General features: G+C 45.3%; 11 protein-coding genes and 1 pseudogene. 8 read left to right on the top strand and 4 right to left on the bottom strand.

All coding sequences use genetic code 11. The features are described 5' to 3' along the window. Nucleotides 1-175: 175 nt before the first annotated feature. Entirely contained in the window at nt 176-1,000 is an 825-nt protein-coding gene (locus tag AB6E30_RS03910; protein WP_060980807.1) for an AraC family transcriptional regulator, read from the bottom strand. Nucleotides 1,001-1,252: 252 nt separating this feature from the next. Here AB6E30_RS03910 and AB6E30_RS03905 point away from each other — a divergent pair. Together AB6E30_RS03905 and AB6E30_RS03900 are read left to right on the top strand one after the other, a co-directional pair. Continuing rightward, a pseudogene (locus AB6E30_RS03905) lies at nt 1,253-1,429 on the top strand (SUMF1/EgtB/PvdO family nonheme iron enzyme); the annotation flags it as partial. A 375-nt stretch (nt 1,430-1,804) separates the two neighbouring features. Continuing rightward, nucleotides 1,805-2,587, top strand: coding sequence for a helix-turn-helix transcriptional regulator (locus AB6E30_RS03900; protein WP_136982551.1), 783 nt, complete (start codon nt 1,805-1,807; stop codon nt 2,585-2,587). A 102-nt stretch (nt 2,588-2,689) separates the two neighbouring features. Here the strand turns inward: AB6E30_RS03900 and pdxH are convergent, their stop codons facing one another. After that, a complete protein-coding gene (gene pdxH, locus AB6E30_RS03895; RefSeq protein WP_017061203.1) occupies nt 2,690-3,325 on the bottom strand; it encodes a pyridoxamine 5'-phosphate oxidase in 636 nt (211 codons plus the stop codon). A 167-nt stretch (nt 3,326-3,492) separates the two neighbouring features. On the opposite strand from pdxH, the gene AB6E30_RS03890 reads away from it, so the two are divergent. From AB6E30_RS03890 to AB6E30_RS03865, 6 genes are all read left to right on the top strand, one after another. Then, complete coding sequence (locus AB6E30_RS03890; RefSeq protein WP_136982550.1) at nt 3,493-5,415, top strand: ATP-binding protein; 1,923 nt, start codon at nt 3,493-3,495, stop codon at nt 5,413-5,415. Nucleotides 5,416-5,499: 84 nt separating this feature from the next. After that, nucleotides 5,500-6,786, top strand: a complete 1,287-nt coding sequence (locus AB6E30_RS03885) for a sigma-54 dependent transcriptional regulator (RefSeq protein ID WP_017061205.1) — start codon at nt 5,500-5,502, stop codon at nt 6,784-6,786. 112 nt (nt 6,787-6,898) lie between these two features. Next, nucleotides 6,899-8,290, top strand: coding sequence for an HlyD family type I secretion periplasmic adaptor subunit (locus AB6E30_RS03880; RefSeq protein ID WP_048660519.1), 1,392 nt, complete (start codon nt 6,899-6,901; stop codon nt 8,288-8,290). Nucleotides 8,291-8,349: 59 nt separating this feature from the next. Then, nucleotides 8,350-9,018: a transglutaminase-like cysteine peptidase gene (locus AB6E30_RS03875; protein ID WP_019823329.1), complete on the top strand. Its 669-nt coding sequence runs from the start codon at nt 8,350-8,352 to the stop codon at nt 9,016-9,018. Between the two features lie 5 nt (nt 9,019-9,023). Further along, nucleotides 9,024-10,934, top strand: coding sequence for a LapD/MoxY N-terminal periplasmic domain-containing protein (locus tag AB6E30_RS03870; RefSeq protein WP_372102667.1), 1,911 nt, complete (start codon nt 9,024-9,026; stop codon nt 10,932-10,934). Nucleotides 10,935-10,952: 18 nt separating this feature from the next. Further along, the gene (locus AB6E30_RS03865; RefSeq protein WP_017061209.1) at nt 10,953-13,067 is read left to right on the top strand and encodes a type I secretion system permease/ATPase; all 2,115 of its coding nucleotides are present in this window, start codon (nt 10,953-10,955) and stop codon (nt 13,065-13,067) included. 124 nt (nt 13,068-13,191) lie between these two features. On the opposite strand, the gene AB6E30_RS03860 is transcribed toward AB6E30_RS03865, so the two are convergent. After that, nucleotides 13,192-14,862, bottom strand: a complete 1,671-nt coding sequence (locus AB6E30_RS03860) for a FapA family protein (protein ID WP_372102665.1) — start codon at nt 14,860-14,862, stop codon at nt 13,192-13,194. A gap of 419 nt (nt 14,863-15,281) precedes the next feature. After that, nucleotides 15,282-17,375, bottom strand: a complete 2,094-nt coding sequence (locus tag AB6E30_RS03855; RefSeq protein WP_372102663.1) for a GNAT family N-acetyltransferase — start codon at nt 17,373-17,375, stop codon at nt 15,282-15,284. Nucleotides 17,376-17,465 lie beyond the last annotated feature (90 nt).

The following is a 17,465-nucleotide window of genomic DNA, read 5'->3' as shown; positions in this document are numbered from 1 at the left end:
TCCTTAATCTCACACCCGAAAAGAGTTCGGGATCTCTACAATGGCTGCAGTGTATTTAGAGTATATAAGGATTACTTGTCAAAAACTCCGAGTTTTTTGCTAAAAACTCGCTTTATTAACAAAACAAACACAAGGTCACATATGAAACTTTAAAATAATATGCCGTTTTGTTTCACTATTTAACAGAAATTTTCTTTTTGTATTGGGATGGTGACATGCCTTGAAGGCGTGAAAAGGTGTGAGTAAAGGAAGATTGACCGGAGAAACCAGCCAGTTCAGCGACCTGACCAAGGCTTAGATTACCTTGTTCAATTAAACGACGAGAACGGTCGATGCGCTTGCCAAGAACGTACTGGTGAGGGGTAATGCCCATTTGCTCTTTGAATAACATATGGAACTGGCTTTCACCCAAGAACACACTACCCGCAAGCTGCGCGACGGAGATCTTGTTTGCTAAATGCTGTTCTATGTAGCGATCCAACGCTTCAAGATCAAAGCGTGAATCTTTAATTGAGGTTTCAAATGCCGATATGTGCCTTTGCATCAGAGCGATCACCGTGTCATTGCAGGCACGGCTTAACAATAGATCATCAGGACTGGCCTGCATCTCTTGCACCAACATATGGATAAGCTTTTGAATTTGCGCATCTAATTGGAAGTAGACGTTCGAAGACTCGAGCTGATTAATCTTCTCTAGCATCAGCGGGTCGTCGTCACTCGGCACGGGCATGTTAAGCACCAAAATGTCGGACTGACCGACCACACCACCGAAAGCATGATCAGAGCTCGCTGTCACCACACAACCTTGTCCTGGGCCAACAAGATTCCCCTTACCACTCACTTCAAATTCCGCCTGACCTTTTAAACCAATCACCACCTGAGAATAGTGGTGATCGTGGCAATCCATATGCGATGGCAAAGTGATGATCTCAGCAGGACGAGGGCCAGTAAGGCCTAGCGGAGAAAGGTCTAGGTTAGGAAAGGGTAAAGGTTTAGACATGACAGAAAAATACTCGGGTCAACATAGTAAGAATAATACTCTTAAATGCGCATAAGATGAATTTGTAAATGCTCATGAGAGTTATTTGCTCGCGAGAATGAAAAGATCATTATCGCGATCATCTTGATCATGCCTCCGGAAGGATGATCAAGAGTGTACAAACTACGGGCATTGTAAAACCAATCGTTCCGGCGAGTTTAGGGACTTCACAAGCAATCACACGAACACGAACACGAACACGAAAAACATTTTACAGGCTTCTACGACATGGTGGGTAATGTATGGGAATGGACAACCGTTCAGAAAGGCCTAGCGAAAGGTGGCGCGTGGAGCTTCTCTCCTGAAGAAGCAAAAGTGTTTAACGAACTGTACGTACCGCCTTCAACGGCAGCGAACTATCTAGGATTCCGAGTAGTACGAGAGCTGTAGGCTCCCAGTCATAGGCTCAGAACCCCAAATATTTACTCTAGGTTCTCAATTATCACATTGAGCAGCATTTATAGGGGAATTCCCCCCTTATGCATAAGCACTCCTAGGAGTAGATTCGTCGATAGAGTAGTAAGTCACTCTGGGTATCAAATTGATGCCTCAGTTTAATTTACCTGACCCTCGTAAATTAGACTGAAAATCTTCTACATGTCGACAAGGCATATCTTGTCTTTAGCCAGCCCCTCTTCAGGCTGGCTTTTTTTTGCCTGTTTATCACCCTTTCTGCCCATCGATTCCCCGTGATTGAAGCAGTTAGTCAACAATCTGTTTAACTGTCATTCACCCCCTATTTTTCGAGCAGAGTACAAACTCTAATTGCCATTGCAGCGCTATAAGAAACTGATATTATTGCAACATCGCAACACACGAGATAAAACCTTGCCAGATCCACTCAACTCCATACATCGTTCTTTATTCGAACAACTTCCAGGCTGCTGGGGCTGCAAAGATACTGACTCGGTCTTCGTGTACGCCAACCTTGCTTACAACCAATTGATTGGCTTAAAACCCAATGAGACTTGTACTGGCTTGACCGACTTCGACATGCCCAGTCAAACCACGGAGTGCGCACAAGATTTCAGGGCTCAAGATAAACATGTGATGGATACACGCAGTACCCTTAAGATTCTCGATATTCACCCCTATCCAGACGGACGCTGGCACGCCCATGTCTTTACCAAAACCCCTTGGCTTGATGATGACGACAACGTCCAAGGCACCATCTTCTATGGCCAAGAGCTTACCGATACCGCGATCTTAGAGGTTGGTCATTGGGTTTGTCAGGCCACAGGGACAAAAGGCGATCAGGCATCGCTTGCGGGGTCAGAGCCGCGCGTGTCTAAGCTGCAAAAGCGGCTGACTTCGAGAGAATCAGAGGTACTGTTCTTACTGCTTTTCGGCAAGAAACCACAGTACATCGCGTCGACGTTAAACATTTCAATCAAAACGGTCGAAGGTCATGTCGCTAGATTGAAACAGAAGTTTGATGCACGCAGTAAAAGCCAATTGATTGAGTATGCGTTGGATTCAGGATTGGGCTCAGTGATCCCAGAAACTCTGCTCAAAAAACAGATCTCCGTTGTTCTGCACAGTGACTGATTGACTGTTCAGCTGAAAATCCAGACAAAAAAATGCCGTTGATTTGATCAGTCTAATCAACGGCACTTTTGGATCTGTTAAGCAGCTAAGCGATCAAGCAGCCTAAGGCGCTAGACGATCAATATCCCAACTGTTGTCTTGGCGAGAGAACAAGAAACGGTCGTGCAAGCGGTGTTCACCACCCTGCCAGAACTCAATGCTATCAACACGAACTCGGAAGCCACCCCAGAAAGAAGGCACGGGAATCTCGCCTTTGGCAAACTTCTGTTTAAGCTCTAGATACTTACCTTCTAAAATCCCACGCGCTGAGATGCGGCTACTCTGCTTACTTGCAATCGCGGCCAATTGGCTCTCTTTTGGACGTGACGAGAAGTACTTCATATTTTCCATAGCCGTCAGCTTTTCAGCCGTGCCCGTAATATGAACTTGTCGCTCAAGTGGATGCCAAGGAAAGTGCAAACTGATTTTGCTGTTGTGCTCAAGCTGGTGCGCTTTACGGCTACCTAGGTTGGTGTAAAAAACGAAACCGTCTTTATCCACATTCTTCAGCAGAACAATGCGTTGGAATGGCTGACCATTTTCATCAACCGTAGCAACTGTCATGGCAGTAGGGTCCGTCAACTTCGCTTCAATGGCTTGCTCTAGCCATAAATTGAATTGCTCAATCGGGTCTGCGGCCAAGTCTTTACGTCTCAATCCACCCTTAGCGTATTCGCGACGAATATCTGTCAGTTCCATTTGCTTGCTCCTTTAAATTTTTTTGTGATTTTGCGCCGTAATCCTTTGAAACACAAGTCTAAGCCATGGTTTTGTCTCACAGAAGGTGCTCTGTGTTAACAAGATCTCGGTACTCTCTCCATCATATTGATAATCTTTATACAAACCGATGACAAGCTGAGATCCGAGTGACCAAAATACTGCCTAACCTAATGACACCCTTTGTTTTATTCTCATTGTTATTGGGAGCTGCAGGGCTGACCGCAACCCACTTTATGGCAGTGCAATTCCAAGAAAAAATCGTCACTCAGCAACTCGATGAAGCAGCAAGTAAAGCCAATCTACAAATCGACTCTGAATTGGATAAATTCAAACAGATCCCGGATTTGCTCAGCCATGACCCGCGCTTGCTCTCTTATTTTGACTCATCACCACAAGCAGACAAGATTTCCGCTGCGCAGCTCAATCAATTGCTATTTGAATGGTCGAATCAAAGCCAAGCCGACACCATCTATATTCACGATCCGAACGGTACTGTGGTCGCTTCCAGTAATTACCAAAAGCCTCGCACTTTTGTGGGTGAGAACTTCTCGTTTCGTCCCTACTTTGCTTCTGCCATTCAAGGTAACAACACACAATATGTCGCGCTAGGCGCTCGTTCGAACGTACGCGGTTATTTTCTGTCTTCACCTCTGTATATCGACAAGGAAATTGTTGGCGTTATCACCGTAAAAGTGAGCTTAGAAAATCTCGAAAACATCCTAACCAGCGACGATTTTGAGATCGTAGTACTCGACTCTAACCAAGTGGTCTTTCTATCAAGCCAAGCTCCATGGCTTTACCATTCATTGTTGCCACTAACTCAGCAACAACAAACGGATATCGCACTTCAACGCCAATACGGTCAAAGCGAAATTTCGATCATCGAAGCCTTTCGTTCTTCAAGATCTCAGTCAGAAGCTAGCAACGCCAATCAATCTAGCAACCTTCAATCCAATGAAATCCGAAAAGAGCTCACCGCCAACCAGTTATTCAAGCTTGGTGCTTTTAATCTTTACCCCGCTACCATCAGCAACAACCAGTACCAAGTTGTCGCACTAAAAGGGACCAGAGCTGAACTTATTAAAATCTTTCAGATCGATGTCATCTTCGTGGTGATTTACAGCTTGGTGATGCTCATCGCTTGGTCGTGGCGCCAGACTTATCTCGCGAAAGTGGCGTTGACCCGACTCAACCAAAACCTAGAGCAAACCGTTGATAAACGTACCCACTACTTGAAGCAATCCAATCAGCAGCTGCAACAAACCCTTTTTCAATACCAAGAGTCGCAGTCGAAGTTGAAACAGACAGAACAAGAGCTGACACAAACCGCGAAACTAGCGGTACTCGGTGAGCTGTCAGCTAGCATTAACCACGAAATCAACCAACCGCTTGCAGCACTGCGAACCTACAGTGAAAACAGCTTAAAGCTACTGGAAATGGAACGAACCGATTTAGTGAAAAGCAATCTTGAGAAAATGATTGGCCTCAACAACACCATTACCGACATCATCGCGCGACTCAAAGTCTTTACTCGCAAGGTCACCAAACAAGAACATCATGTGGCGAACCTGCATCAAGCGGTCAATAACGCCACTAGCATTCTCAGTGCGCTGATGATCAAGCAAGGCATTACGCTAAGGCTAAGCACGGTGCCAGATGACATCAATATTGCGATTCATCCAACCGAACTCGAGCAAGTACTAGTGAACCTGATTCACAACGCGACTCAAGCGCTGCAACAACAAGTTCTTGAACACAAAATCTTGCAGGAGCAACAAAACCTGGAAAGCGTTGACCAACAGGCTAGCCCACAGATAGGCATCGAATGGCAACTGCATCATGACGCTTGTCAGCTGATCATTTGGGATAACGGAATTGGCATGCCGAACGATAAGCTAGAACAGCTGTTCGACCCGTTTTTTACCACCAAACCGGAAGGCTTAGGGCTAGGGCTTTCAATATCGAAACGGATTATTGAAGCGTATCACGGCACGATCAGCGCGAACCGATTAGAGCCTTCAGGCATGGTATTCTCGCTAAGCATCCCGTTATATAACGATAAGGGCTAACTCGCCGTTGTTATCGCTGATTAGAAAACGAATCTCACATACTGCTAATCTCACCTACAGCTAAGGACTCGACTTTTGCACTCTATGCCTAAACTCTATTTTGTCGACGATGAACCCGCCATTCGAGACTCCGTAGAACAAGCCATGCTCATTGAAGGCATCGATATCGTCTGCTTTCCCAATGCTATTGAGGCATTAAAGAAAATAGATACCACGCAAGCCGGAATTGTCATCACCGATATTCACATGCCAGTGATGGATGGCATTCAATTAACGCAAAAATTACTGAGCCAAAACCCTCATTTTCAGGTCATCGTACTTACCGGACATGGTGACGTGCAAACCGCGGTATCCGCAATGAAAGCCGGCGCTTACGATTTTCTGGAAAAGCCATTTGTGGTCGATGCCCTACTCACTGCCGTTAAAAAAGCCGCAGATAAACTCGCACTGGTTGAAGAGAACAACCTATTGCGCAAAGAGTTGGCAATGCAAAATCAGGTTGGCCCAAAACTGATTGGTCAATCTCCATCAATGCAGGCATTGCGCCGAGAATTGATCACCCTAGATACCAAAACTAACCCACTTCTATTGTTTGTTGGTGATTTAGGGACGGGGAAAAGGGTCACTGCACAATACACCCATGATTTACACAGTCATCAAACCGCGGAGCTTTGCCCTGTCGCGGCGTTTAATTTGCCACGCAGTGACGAAGCGACATTCCATCAGTTTGTTTTGCAACTGTTCTTAAAGCATCAAGGTGGAACACTCTATATCCATGAAACAGAAGCGTTAACTTCGCAGCAATGGCTATGGTTAGCCGCTCTAAAACCCACTCTACTTCATGAAAACTCATGCAAGACCAATGCAACTTGTATCATTATCGCAACTACAGTAGTTCCTACTACAATTACAGGTGAACTACGCCGGTTTAATTTACTACCCTTGGCGCAAAGAACGGAAGATATTGGCTCTTTATTCAAACACTTTGCTCGTGGTGCGGCCAGTCGCTATCAGCTGCCACCCCCCGTCATTACAGAAAAAGAGATTCAGCGACTCATTGCAACGCATTGGACGGAGAACATTCGTCAGCTTCGCCAACATGCTGAACTCAGAGTGCTGACTCAAATTAAGCAGCCGTCGCTCGACAGCGATACTGATGAGCAAAATGAACTCGATATGAGCATTGAAGAGCAACAACAGTCGTTAAACCAACGCACCGATAGCTTTGAACAAATTATCTTGATTGAGGCACTACATCGCCATCAAGGTCGTTTAAAAGAAGTACAACAAGAGCTGCAGGTATCGCGAAAAACACTGTATGACAAACTAAGAAAGCACCAACTCGATAAAACAGATTTCAAGAACCGATAAGTCTTAAAAAATATATAAATTCAAAGATTTAAATGAGCAAAATCTTAACATTTATCAAAAGTAAGAATACACTCAATAGGCTTGCACTTTTATTTAGCGAACAAGGACTGTTATGAGTCAGAAAAATTTCAGCAAATTGAACGAGACCGAGCTTGAGTATGTCGATGATAAAACAGCGGCACTACTCCTCAATACGCCCACCAGTGCGCGAATTATGTTGTGGGTGATCGTTCTGTTTTTTATTGCTGCTATTGGGTGGTCTGCATGGGCAGAGATCGACAAAGTTACCGTTGGCCAAGGCAAAGTGATCCCTTCCTCTCAAATCCAAGTGGTGCAAAACCTTGAAGGTGGCTTAGTTAAAGAGATCTTAGTTAAAGAAGGTCAACGTGTTCAGAAAGGTCAGCAGCTACTGTTGATCGATGACACTCGATTCCGTTCGGACTTCCGCGAACGTGAACAACAAGTGGCGAACTTAACCGCCAACGTGTTGATGCTATCCGCTTCATTAACCAGTGTCGTCATTAACGAAGAGTTCTCTGTTGAAGAGTGGAAAAAAAGCGTGTTGCTTGATTACGGTAAACTCGCCTTTCCACCAAAATTCTACGAGCTTCAGCCTAAACTGGTTAATCGCCAAAAAGCCGAATATCGTCAAGATCTCAATAACCTAAAAAACCAACTTTCTGTTTTTGATCAACAAGTTGAACAGAAACAGCAAGACCTAGTTGAGATTAAGGCGCGGGTTCGCAACCTAAAACAGAGTTACCAGTTTGCTCGCCAAGAACTGGATATCACCAAACCCCTCGCCGATGAAGGTGTGGTACCACGAATTGAATTACTTAAACTGCAAAGACAAGTGAACGACACTCGCCGAGAAATGACCTCAAGCGAGCTAAAAATCCCTCTGCTACGCTCAGCAATCAAAGAATCCATGCTCAGCCGTATTGATGCCGCACTGAACTTCCGCTCCGAACAACAAGAAAAGCTCAATCAAGCGCAAGATAAGCTCTCTGCAATGACCGAATCTGCCGTTGGCCTAGAAGACAGAGTAAACCGTACCGTGGTGGTTTCTCCTGTAACAGGCACCGTTAAAACATTGGGTATTAATACTGTCGGCGGGGTTATCCAACCGGGTATGGACATCGTTGAGATTGTACCAACAGAAGACTCTCTATTGGTTGAAGCGAAAATCGCCCCGCAAGATATCGCGTTCCTACGCCCAGAATTGACTGCCATCGTTAAATTCAGTGCTTATGACTTCACTAAGTACGGTGGTCTAGAAGGCGTGTTAGAGCACATCAGTGCCGATACCACTCAAGATGAAGAAGGCAATAGCTTCTATATCGTGCGCGTGCGCACCGAAAAACACAATTTTGGACAGAACGAAGAGTTGCCAATCATTCCAGGTATGACCGCCTCTGTCGATATCATCACGGGTAAAAGAACCGTGCTTGAGTACATGTTGAAGCCACTATTAAGCGCTCAAAACAATGCATTAAAAGAGTAATGACGTTTGATGTTTGATAACGCCTTTCAATACACAGCAAATAGACAAGAGCAGAGGCTATGAAGTCTCGGATTTCGCTATTGCTGCTGGTCCTCACCTCTTTCACCTCTGTTGCGCTCAACAAGAGCGACCAACGGTGGATAGATGCAGTGACCAAAACCTACGGCGATAGAGCCGGAAAGCGAGTGGCAACATGGCGCTCAAATATGACGTCATACGACGGATTAAGTGAAAAAGAGAAGCTCAGGTCGGTGAACCAGTTCTTCAACCAGATGTACTTTGTCGATGACAACATACTGTGGGGAAAGAATGATTACTGGGCAACACCACTGGAATTTTTAGGCAGCAACGCCGGTGATTGTGAAGACTTCACAATCGCAAAATACTTCTCTTTGCTTGAACTGGGCGTCCCAGATAAGAAATTACGATTAGTGTACGTAAAAGCACTGGAACTAAACCAGTTCCACATGGTGTTAGCTTACTACTCAACACCGAGTGCAGAGCCATTAATTTTGGACAACTTAAACCCTGAAATTAAACGCGGTTCCAAACGCCCAGATCTAAGACCAATTTACAGTTTTAACGGTAAAAACCTTTGGTTGATCAAGTCGGCAGCAGGCAGCGGCAAGTTGGCAGGGAAATCTTCAAGATTGAGCTTATGGAACGACTTACGTTCACGTGAGCGCTCTCTAAAATTAAACAAACCCATTATCAATTACGATGAGTAGGTACAATGACTTTATATAAACAGCTTGTGGTCGGGATGGTTGCAGTGTTCATACTGCTGATGACGTCAGTTTTTATGATCGAATTCAATACCACCCGTGGATACTTAGAGGAGCAGCAACGCTCTGAGGTAAGTAATACCATTAATACTGTTGGACTGGCTCTCGCCCCTTACCTAGAAGAAAAGGACAAGGTGGCAGTGGAGTCTGTTATCAACGCCCTGTTTGATGGCAGTTCTTACTCAGTCGTTCGATTGATCTTTCTCGATAGCGGTGAAGACATTCTCCGCTCATACCCTGTAAAGCCAACTGGCGTACCAGAGTGGTTTACCAACCTAAACCTGTTCGAGCCTGTTCATGACCGCCGCGTGATCACCAGTGGCTGGATGCAATTGGCCGAGGTCGAGATCGTAAGTCACCCAGGCCCTGCCTACGATCAACTTTGGCAAGCATTCATCCGCTTACTGAGCATATTTGGCACGATCTTCTTGCTCGGTTTGGTGTCTATCTCTTGGATCCTTAAGCGCGCTTTACGCCCGCTCTCGTTGATCATTACGAAGATGGATCAGATCGCCAAGAATCAGTTTGGCGAACCTCTGGCTCGTCCAAAGACAAAAGATCTCACCTTGGTTGTCGATGGTATCAACCACATGTCGACTCAAGTTGAACTGGCATTTAAAAACCAAGCGAAAGAAGCTCAGAAGTTACGTGAAAGAGCATATATCGACCCTGTATCTCAGCTAGGTAACCGTGCTTACTACATGTCTCAGTTAACTCAATGGTTAGAGGAGTCGAGCTTAGGTGGTTTAGCGGTACTTAAAGCGGAGTTTATCAGTGAAGAGTACGATGAAAAGGGCTATCAAGAAGGTGATGCCTTGGTTCATCAACTGGCTGAACAGCTGCAAGCTTCAATTTCATCTCCAGATATCACCATCGCTCGTATTTCTAGTGACGAGTTCGGTTTCATCATGCCAAACATTGATGAGAGCGAACTGAAACTTGTCGCGAGCAGCATCGTAAACTGTATCCAGAGCCTAGGTTCAGACCCAACAGGCACTGCGAATCCACATATTGCTCTTGGTGTGACCTACAGCAACAGGCGTAAAACCAGTACTGAAATCATGTCGCTGGTGGATAACGCACTCTCAAGTGCCAAGGCGAATCGAGAACTTGCTTACGGCTACGTAACCGCAGACGATCACGGCGCAGTGATGGGCAAACAACAATGGCGTATGTTGGTTGAAGAAGCGATCATCAACGACCTCATTACCTTCCGTTTGCAGGCTGCAAACAATGCCTTTGGTAAAACGTATCACCAAGAGGTGTTCTCTGCGATTGAAAAAGATGGCGTGCGTTACGGTGCTAACCAGTATCTATACGCGCTAGAACAGCTTGAAATGAGCCACATTCTCGACCAATACGTTATTGAGAAGATGGTTGAAAAGCTCAATGCAAAAGAAGTAACCAGCCCAGTCGCTATTAATCTCTCGCCAAGCAGTATATCTCAACCAAGCTTCATCCGTTGGATCGGTAAGACGCTTGAACAGAATGCTTCAATCGCTCACCTATTGCACTTTGAGATTCCAGAAAACTGCTTCATCAACGTTCCGCACTACACGGCACTCTTGTGTAACACCATTCGCAACGCTGAAGCGGTGTTTGGTGTCGATAACTATGGGCGTAACTTCCAATCACTGGATTACATCAACGAATACCGTCCAAGTTATGTGAAACTAGATTATCTGTTCACACATAACCTTGATGACGAAAAACAGAAGTTCACCTTAACGTCGATCTCTAGAACCGCTCACAACCTAGGCGTCACCACCATCGCGTCTCGAATAGAAACTCAGACTCAGCTAGATATTCTGTCTGATAACTACGTAGAAGTGTTCCAAGGCTTCATTGTTGATAAATAGTTGTAAGGGTTATATCACATGCAAGATCCACTATTGAACTCACTGATCTACGTTAGCCGGTATTACGGGTTAGCTAACTCGCCCGAAGCGTTGATCAATGGGCTACCACTATCAGACGGAAAGCTAACCCCTTTCCTATTCCCACGTTCTGCTGAGCGAGCAGGATTGGTGGCGAAAGAAAACCGTTCCGACTTAGAAAAGATTCCTCACCTGATTCTGCCTGCCGTTTTACTGCTTAAACAAGGTGAGGCGTGCGTTCTCAACAGTATCGATTTAGAGAAGCAAGAAGCGGAAATCATTACAGCGGAAAGCGGAATGGTGCCAATCATCATTCCTGTCGAAGAGCTGAAAGAACAATTCATCGGCCGCTACTTCTTGGTAAAGAAGCAGTTTCGCTATGATGAACGTTCACCAGAGGTTCTAAAAACACGTAAAGGGCATTGGTTTTGGAGCACGATTTGGGAATCTAAAAACATCTACCGAGATGTGTTGATCGCCTCCATTCTGATCAACATCTTCGCAATTGCCGCGCCGATGTTCACTCGCTTGGTGTACGACAAAGTAGTCCCTAACCTCGCCTTTGAAACTTTGTGGGTGCTAGCGAGTGGTATCTTTGTCGTGTTCCTATTCGATTTGCTGCTCAAATTGATGCGAAGCTACTTCATTGATGTTGCCGGTAAGAAATCCGATATTCTCATTTCCTCCAAGCTGTTCAGTAAAGTACTGGGGATTCGTATGGAAGCGAAGCCTGCTTCCGTCGGTGCTTTCGCTAAAAACTTGCAAGAGTTCGAATCCATTCGTGAATTCTTTACCTCTGCAACCATTGGCTCGTTAATCGACTTACCGTTCGCACTGATGTTCTTAGCGCTAATTTGGCTAATGGCTGGAAACCTTGTATTCGTTCCCGTTGCTGGCGTGGTCATTTTGATCGTCTATGCATTGCTAATCCAAGGCCCACTGCGCCGCACCATTGAAGAAGGCTCTCGTCTTGCTTCGCAGAAGTACGCAAACTTGATTGAGAGTTTGGCAGGGTTAGAGACGGTTAAGCTGTTCAGCGCGCAAAGCCAATTCCAATTCCGTTGGGAAGAAGCTGTTGCTCACATGGCGAATTGGAATATCAAAAGCCGACGCATCACTGACAGCATCCAAAACACCGCCGGCTTTGTTCAGCAAAGTACTAACGTTGGTATGATCATCTTTGGCGTGTATCTAATTGCAGAAGGTGAACTTACGATGGGTGGCTTGATCGCTGCAACCATGTTGAGCGGCCGAGCGATTGGTCCTCTTGTTCAGTTATCTTTGCTTTCGACTCGTTACAACCAAGCGAAGTCATCAATGACTCTGATTGAGCAAGTGATGTCGATGCCTGATGAACAAGAAGAAGGTAAACGCTACATTCACCGTCCGATTATTCAGGGCCATATCGCGCTAGATAAAGTGACGTTTCACTACCCAGATTCACCCGTTGCTTCAATTAGAGACTTAACCCTCAATATTAGTCCAGGCGAGAAAGTAGCAATCATTGGTCGTATTGGTTCAGGTAAAACCACACTAGAACGTCTGATTATGGGCCTCTACAAGCCCACAGAAGGCCATGTACGTATTGATGACACGGATATGGAGCAGCTGCATCATGTCGACGTACGACGCAATATAGGTTGTGTTCCGCAAGACAGTAACCTGTTCTACGGTTCAGTAAGAGACAACATTACTTTAGGTCGTCCTTTGGTGGATGACCGTGACGTGATGGATGCAGCAAACCGTGCAGGGGTAACCGCGTTTACTCAACAAGATCCTGCAGGTTTGGAACGCCAAGTGGGTGAAGGTGGTGCCTTGCTGTCTGGTGGTCAACGTCAGTCAATTGCCATTGCTAGAGCCTTCCTTGGCCGGCCGCCAGTGTTGTTGATGGATGAGCCGACCAGTGCTATGGATAACCGTTCAGAGATGCACATCAAACACCAACTTAACCAATTGCTACCAAGCGAGACGTTAATTCTGATTACACACAAAACGTCGATGTTGGACATTGTCGATCGAGTGATCGTAATGGAGAAAGGCTGCATCATTGCAGATGGTCCTAAAGCACAGGTTCTTTCAGACCTTAAACAAGGCCGAGTGAGAGCGGTTAGCTAAAACGCGCAATCCACCTAAATAAATCATTATCAGTAGAAAGCAAAAGGGGAGCATCAACTCCCCTTTTTCTATTTGTCAGTATCGACACCTAGACAATACGTCACTTTGTGTTCAGCACAAAAGTCTACAAAGCAATATCCTCTTGCTCCATCTTAAACGAACATTGGATCTCGTATTGGTTGAATGAGAAAACACTTCCGCCGTGGGTCCGCTTGGTTGTGACTGTCTCATCACCAAATTGAATCGTCACTCGGGTATACACTTTTTCGTGTACCTCTACCGTGCATTCAGCAAGATTGGTTTCAAACTCTGCTTCGAGTGTATCTAACTGCGACTTTGTGTTTTCAATTGCGAGGTTGTTCTTCTCACGTTGCTGCTCTATTTCTAGGGCTTGCTCTTCGCTTCTCTCTGCTTTCGGGCGCTTCTTAAATTCTAACTCTTGGCGAATCACACCCATGGTTTGCTCTTGAGTGTATTTATAAGTTTCCTTCAGCTCAGCTATCTTTTGGCGGTAACCATCGTAGCGCGCAAAACCATGCACCTTAGTTGCGGTGTCTCCCTCAACACCTAAGAAGACACATTCTACTTTTCCGCTAACTTTGGCTTCACCACCGCTTAGCGTGCCGTGTTTTTTCAAGCTGTCCATCACGATAAGGTTGTTACCACAGCGAATGTCGTTACTCATACTGTGCACACCAAGTCGAAGGTCATTGGCCGTTTGTAGCTCGGCATTCTGTGCGTAGCTTGCTGTGATAGAGCCTTTACTGAATACCTTACAACTTTTTGGCTCACCCTCTTTGGTCGTGTGGCCGATAATGCCTTTCGCGACTTTGATATCCCCCTGAGCTTGCACTTCGGCCGATTCGATAAAGCCACCAACCGTAACACTTCCGGTCGCCTTGACGATCATCCCCGGCTCGATGTTGCCAGAGACAAAGACATTACCTTTAAATTTAACGTGCCCAGTTGAGACATCGACGTTGCTGACACATAAGGCGTCATCCACTTCGATGGTTCGGTCTTTAATGATGGGCAATCCAGGGTGTGAGGCGAGTAGTAAATTGGGATCTTCAGGGGAGATGTAAGTGCCCTTTCCAGGCTTGATTAAACTGTCTTGTCCAGGAAGCGGTGGGATAATTCGGCCTTGAACGGTAAAGCCAGCGATACCTTTGGTAGCGGGGGTACGTTTCATTAAGTGATCATTTTGACCAACGGTAATGGTTTGTCCCAAGTCTCGCATATCAATCTTGCCTTCGTCTTTGCTGCGAGGCTTCAAGACTTGGCGAGTAATGTCTTCAACCAAAGCGGCAAACTTAGCGTCTTTACCTTTTACTGGTTGTGTCCCTTTAGCTACGGGCTGAGTAAACTTTTCACCGGACTTAAGTTTGCTACTCATCATCAGAACCTTTCTGAGCGCTAACTTATTTATTCCTTTTGTTATTTGAGCTTGAGATAAACACTGAATGATGTCGCTGCCACGCAGCGGGTGTCCATTGTAGGGACCAGTGACCACGAGACTCGCCAACATCTCATCATCAGACAGTTCGACCGCAACAGTGGCATTTCGAACTTCGGCAATCAAGATTCCTTCATAAGCTTCACCCTTACCTTCTTTAGCAAGAGTAACGAAACGCAACACCTCTTCTTCGAAAAGAAAATAGTTTGATGCATTCAAAGCTTCCAAGGTTGGTGGCAGCGTCTTGTTATCAAAGCTTGCGTCAACCACAGTCCCGGTTGGCAGACATGCCATTACTTGTTGCTTGTCTTCCGACAATGTAACGATGTTATCCCACATTCGAATTGAGTATCCCTAATGACTCAGTTGTTATTCAGTCTATATAATTCATTCTGCGCTGAGTATCACATTATTAGAATAATCAGCGTCACATCACTTACTTTCGATTCTGCAAACATGACTCATAAATAAGACTTACACATTTTATGATCTGCTTCGCCTTTACAAATACATAGGAAAATTTTTTCAGAATATTTCGTGCGATTGAATGTTGATTCGATGTAGGGCTAGATAGTAAAGGCGAATAGCTTTAGAAGATTAAAGGCTGTAGTGGAGAGATGAAACAGAAGTGATGTAACAGATAATCAGGGTAAAAACGGATTTGAATATGGAGCTTCAGTTTACAGTGTAAATCCAAGATTCTAATTTACACTGTAAATCTAATTTGTAGCGGTCAGTCTATTTAAATGATGGCTAGCCTATTTACACTGTAAATTTGCTAACAGAGCATCGACATCTTTACGAAACTGAATCTCTGCTTGTTTACGACCAACCAGATTAAACTGTTCGACACAAGCCTCCCACTCTTTCTGCTGAACAACCTTTGCGATGAGTAAGTCAGAAATACCTACGTTTCGATCGTTACTGAGTAGAATCAAGTTCAGTACGCTGAAGCTGATCGCATCATAACTGTTGCCACCGTTCACGTAATTTCTAACTAACTGAGTTTCAAACTCGCTAACGGTTTGGACACTCTTTGGCAGCAGATCTCGCACCATATCGGTTTCAAGTGAAACCAAAGAACCTGAAACAAGAAAACAGTAGATACGCTCGAAATGATTTTGAACTTGGTTTATCCAGCCTTGAGAGTTTGAGTTAAGCGCCTTAACCATCAGAACCGAGTGACAGCCACTTGCCTGATCTCGCTGGTGGCCGATGTGCACAGCTTCAAATTCACTACGCCGCCAAAAAGAAATCAATTCGCTGGTCGCGCCAAAGCTTGTCGCCAGATAATCTGCTTGGCTGGTTTGCTGTGATAACTGAGCCAACATCCAACGGCCAATACCCAAACCTTGATGACGCGCTGAAACGGCAATGCGCATCACTCGAAGGCAACGACTGCTCGCCGCATGAGTACAGCCAAGTTGGTTTGCCAGTAATACTGGAGCAAGGTGACCTTGAGGCCTGCGTTTTCCAAGTTGAATTTGAGTAATCAACTCGCTGTCCAAACCACCCTCTTCCGTCACCAACATACAACCTAAACATTCACCTTGCTGCCAAGCGGCGTATAAACGGATTGCTGGATTGTTGAGAAACTGCATTAAGTCATTAGGCGAGGTCTGATAGTGCGCATCCACAAGAAGAGAAAAACATTGTTGTAGCTGCTCAGGATTAGCCAAGCATTCTGCTTTTGATAACTCGACTAAGTTTAATTTTTTGATTGCGTCAGCAGAAAAGCCATCGAGTTCATCAACCGCCGATTCAGTGACTGATGCGTCATTACCAAGTAGAAAGCAATCAAACAACCAATCCTCTAGCGGATCTTTGTTATTCCAACGAATCGGTTGTTCGAGCTTAAAGCCTTTCCACCCCGGACGATGCTCAGAAAGCCAAGACTCAAACTTAATACCGAACCCTCGCCCACTGCCTTCGTAACCATGTACCGTGGTTGAAAAGACCATACGGTGATAGATGTCGACCATGGATTTAAGCATCGGAATTGGAATTGCAGCTGCTTCGTCAACCAATAACAGATCGCAATCAGGCTTAGATTTAAGTAATTCATCTGTTGCGACGAATCTTAAACTGCCACCTTGATGACGAATGTGAGTAGCGTTTACCACTTCGCAAGATTCCAACCCTTGGCCAGCATGAGAAAATACCGGCTCTACCGCTTTCACTGAAGGTGCAGTAACAATAATATTAAAACCGTGACGCTCAACTAACAGCTGCGCTGCGGCAATACCCAATGTCGAGCTTTTACCACGCCCTCTATCCGCAGTGAGAATCAAAGGACGTTTACGATGTCCAGACACCACTTTTTTGACTAATTCAACAGCCGTGTTTTGCTGTTCAAATTTATCCAATCCGTTTTGGGCGCTTTGCATCTGAGGAAGAGCGTGAGTTGCTTGAACTACATCGCCGGCTTCATTGTGTTGTGAAACAGAAATCAGTTTATCGAAATGACGTTTTAACCAACGTTGGCCAAAGCTTTCACTATCTTCAGAGGCATTAACTTTTGGCGGCAACACCAACAACAACCCACCACCAACTAACGAACCCAACGCGGCACTAAAACCATTCGCATCGAACTGCTCTCTAAAATCACAAACAAGAACTTGGCACTCACGACCAAGCAGTTGTTGGCCTTTTTTGACTGGAGCATGAATCACACCTTCAAATGGCGTACCGCCAACCTGGAAGATGCTCGGAGTGTTTGAATCTTGAAGGAAGGTAAAAACAGCAGAGTTTTGCCAATCAAAATCGCCATCAAAGACCACGCCGTAACGGTGATCGTTATGCTGAGCAATATTAGAAAGTGTATGTAGAAAAGTGTTGGTTGGGTTTGTCATAGTTAGCGTCCAGATTCATCTAAACACAGTTTATCACAGCCAAATAAAAAGCCGCATAAAGCGGCTTTAGAGGAGTAATGAAAAGTCGTC

Origin of the sequence: Vibrio sp. 10N.247.311.12 (assembly GCF_041467515.1) — a bacterium.
Lineage (GTDB): Bacteria > Pseudomonadota > Gammaproteobacteria > Enterobacterales > Vibrionaceae > Vibrio > Vibrio crassostreae_C.
This window is presented reverse-complemented; position numbering and strand designations above follow the sequence as displayed.

Coding starts and splice junctions, on each gene's coding strand:
- AB6E30_RS03885 (WP_017061205.1), top strand. CDS start 5,500: ATGCCTAAACTCTATTTTGTCGACGATGAACCCGCCATTCGAGACTCC.
- AB6E30_RS03910 (WP_060980807.1), bottom strand. CDS start 1,000: ATGTCTAAACCTTTACCCTTTCCTAACCTAGACCTTTCTCCGCTAGGC.
- AB6E30_RS03865 (WP_017061209.1), top strand. CDS start 10,953: ATGCAAGATCCACTATTGAACTCACTGATCTACGTTAGCCGGTATTAC.
- AB6E30_RS03870 (WP_372102667.1), top strand. CDS start 9,024: ATGACTTTATATAAACAGCTTGTGGTCGGGATGGTTGCAGTGTTCATA.
- AB6E30_RS03875 (WP_019823329.1), top strand. CDS start 8,350: ATGAAGTCTCGGATTTCGCTATTGCTGCTGGTCCTCACCTCTTTCACC.
- AB6E30_RS03855 (WP_372102663.1), bottom strand. CDS start 17,375: ATGACAAACCCAACCAACACTTTTCTACATACACTTTCTAATATTGCT.
- AB6E30_RS03880 (WP_048660519.1), top strand. CDS start 6,899: ATGAGTCAGAAAAATTTCAGCAAATTGAACGAGACCGAGCTTGAGTAT.
- AB6E30_RS03860 (WP_372102665.1), bottom strand. CDS start 14,862: ATGTGGGATAACATCGTTACATTGTCGGAAGACAAGCAACAAGTAATG.
- pdxH (WP_017061203.1), bottom strand. CDS start 3,325: ATGGAACTGACAGATATTCGTCGCGAATACGCTAAGGGTGGATTGAGA.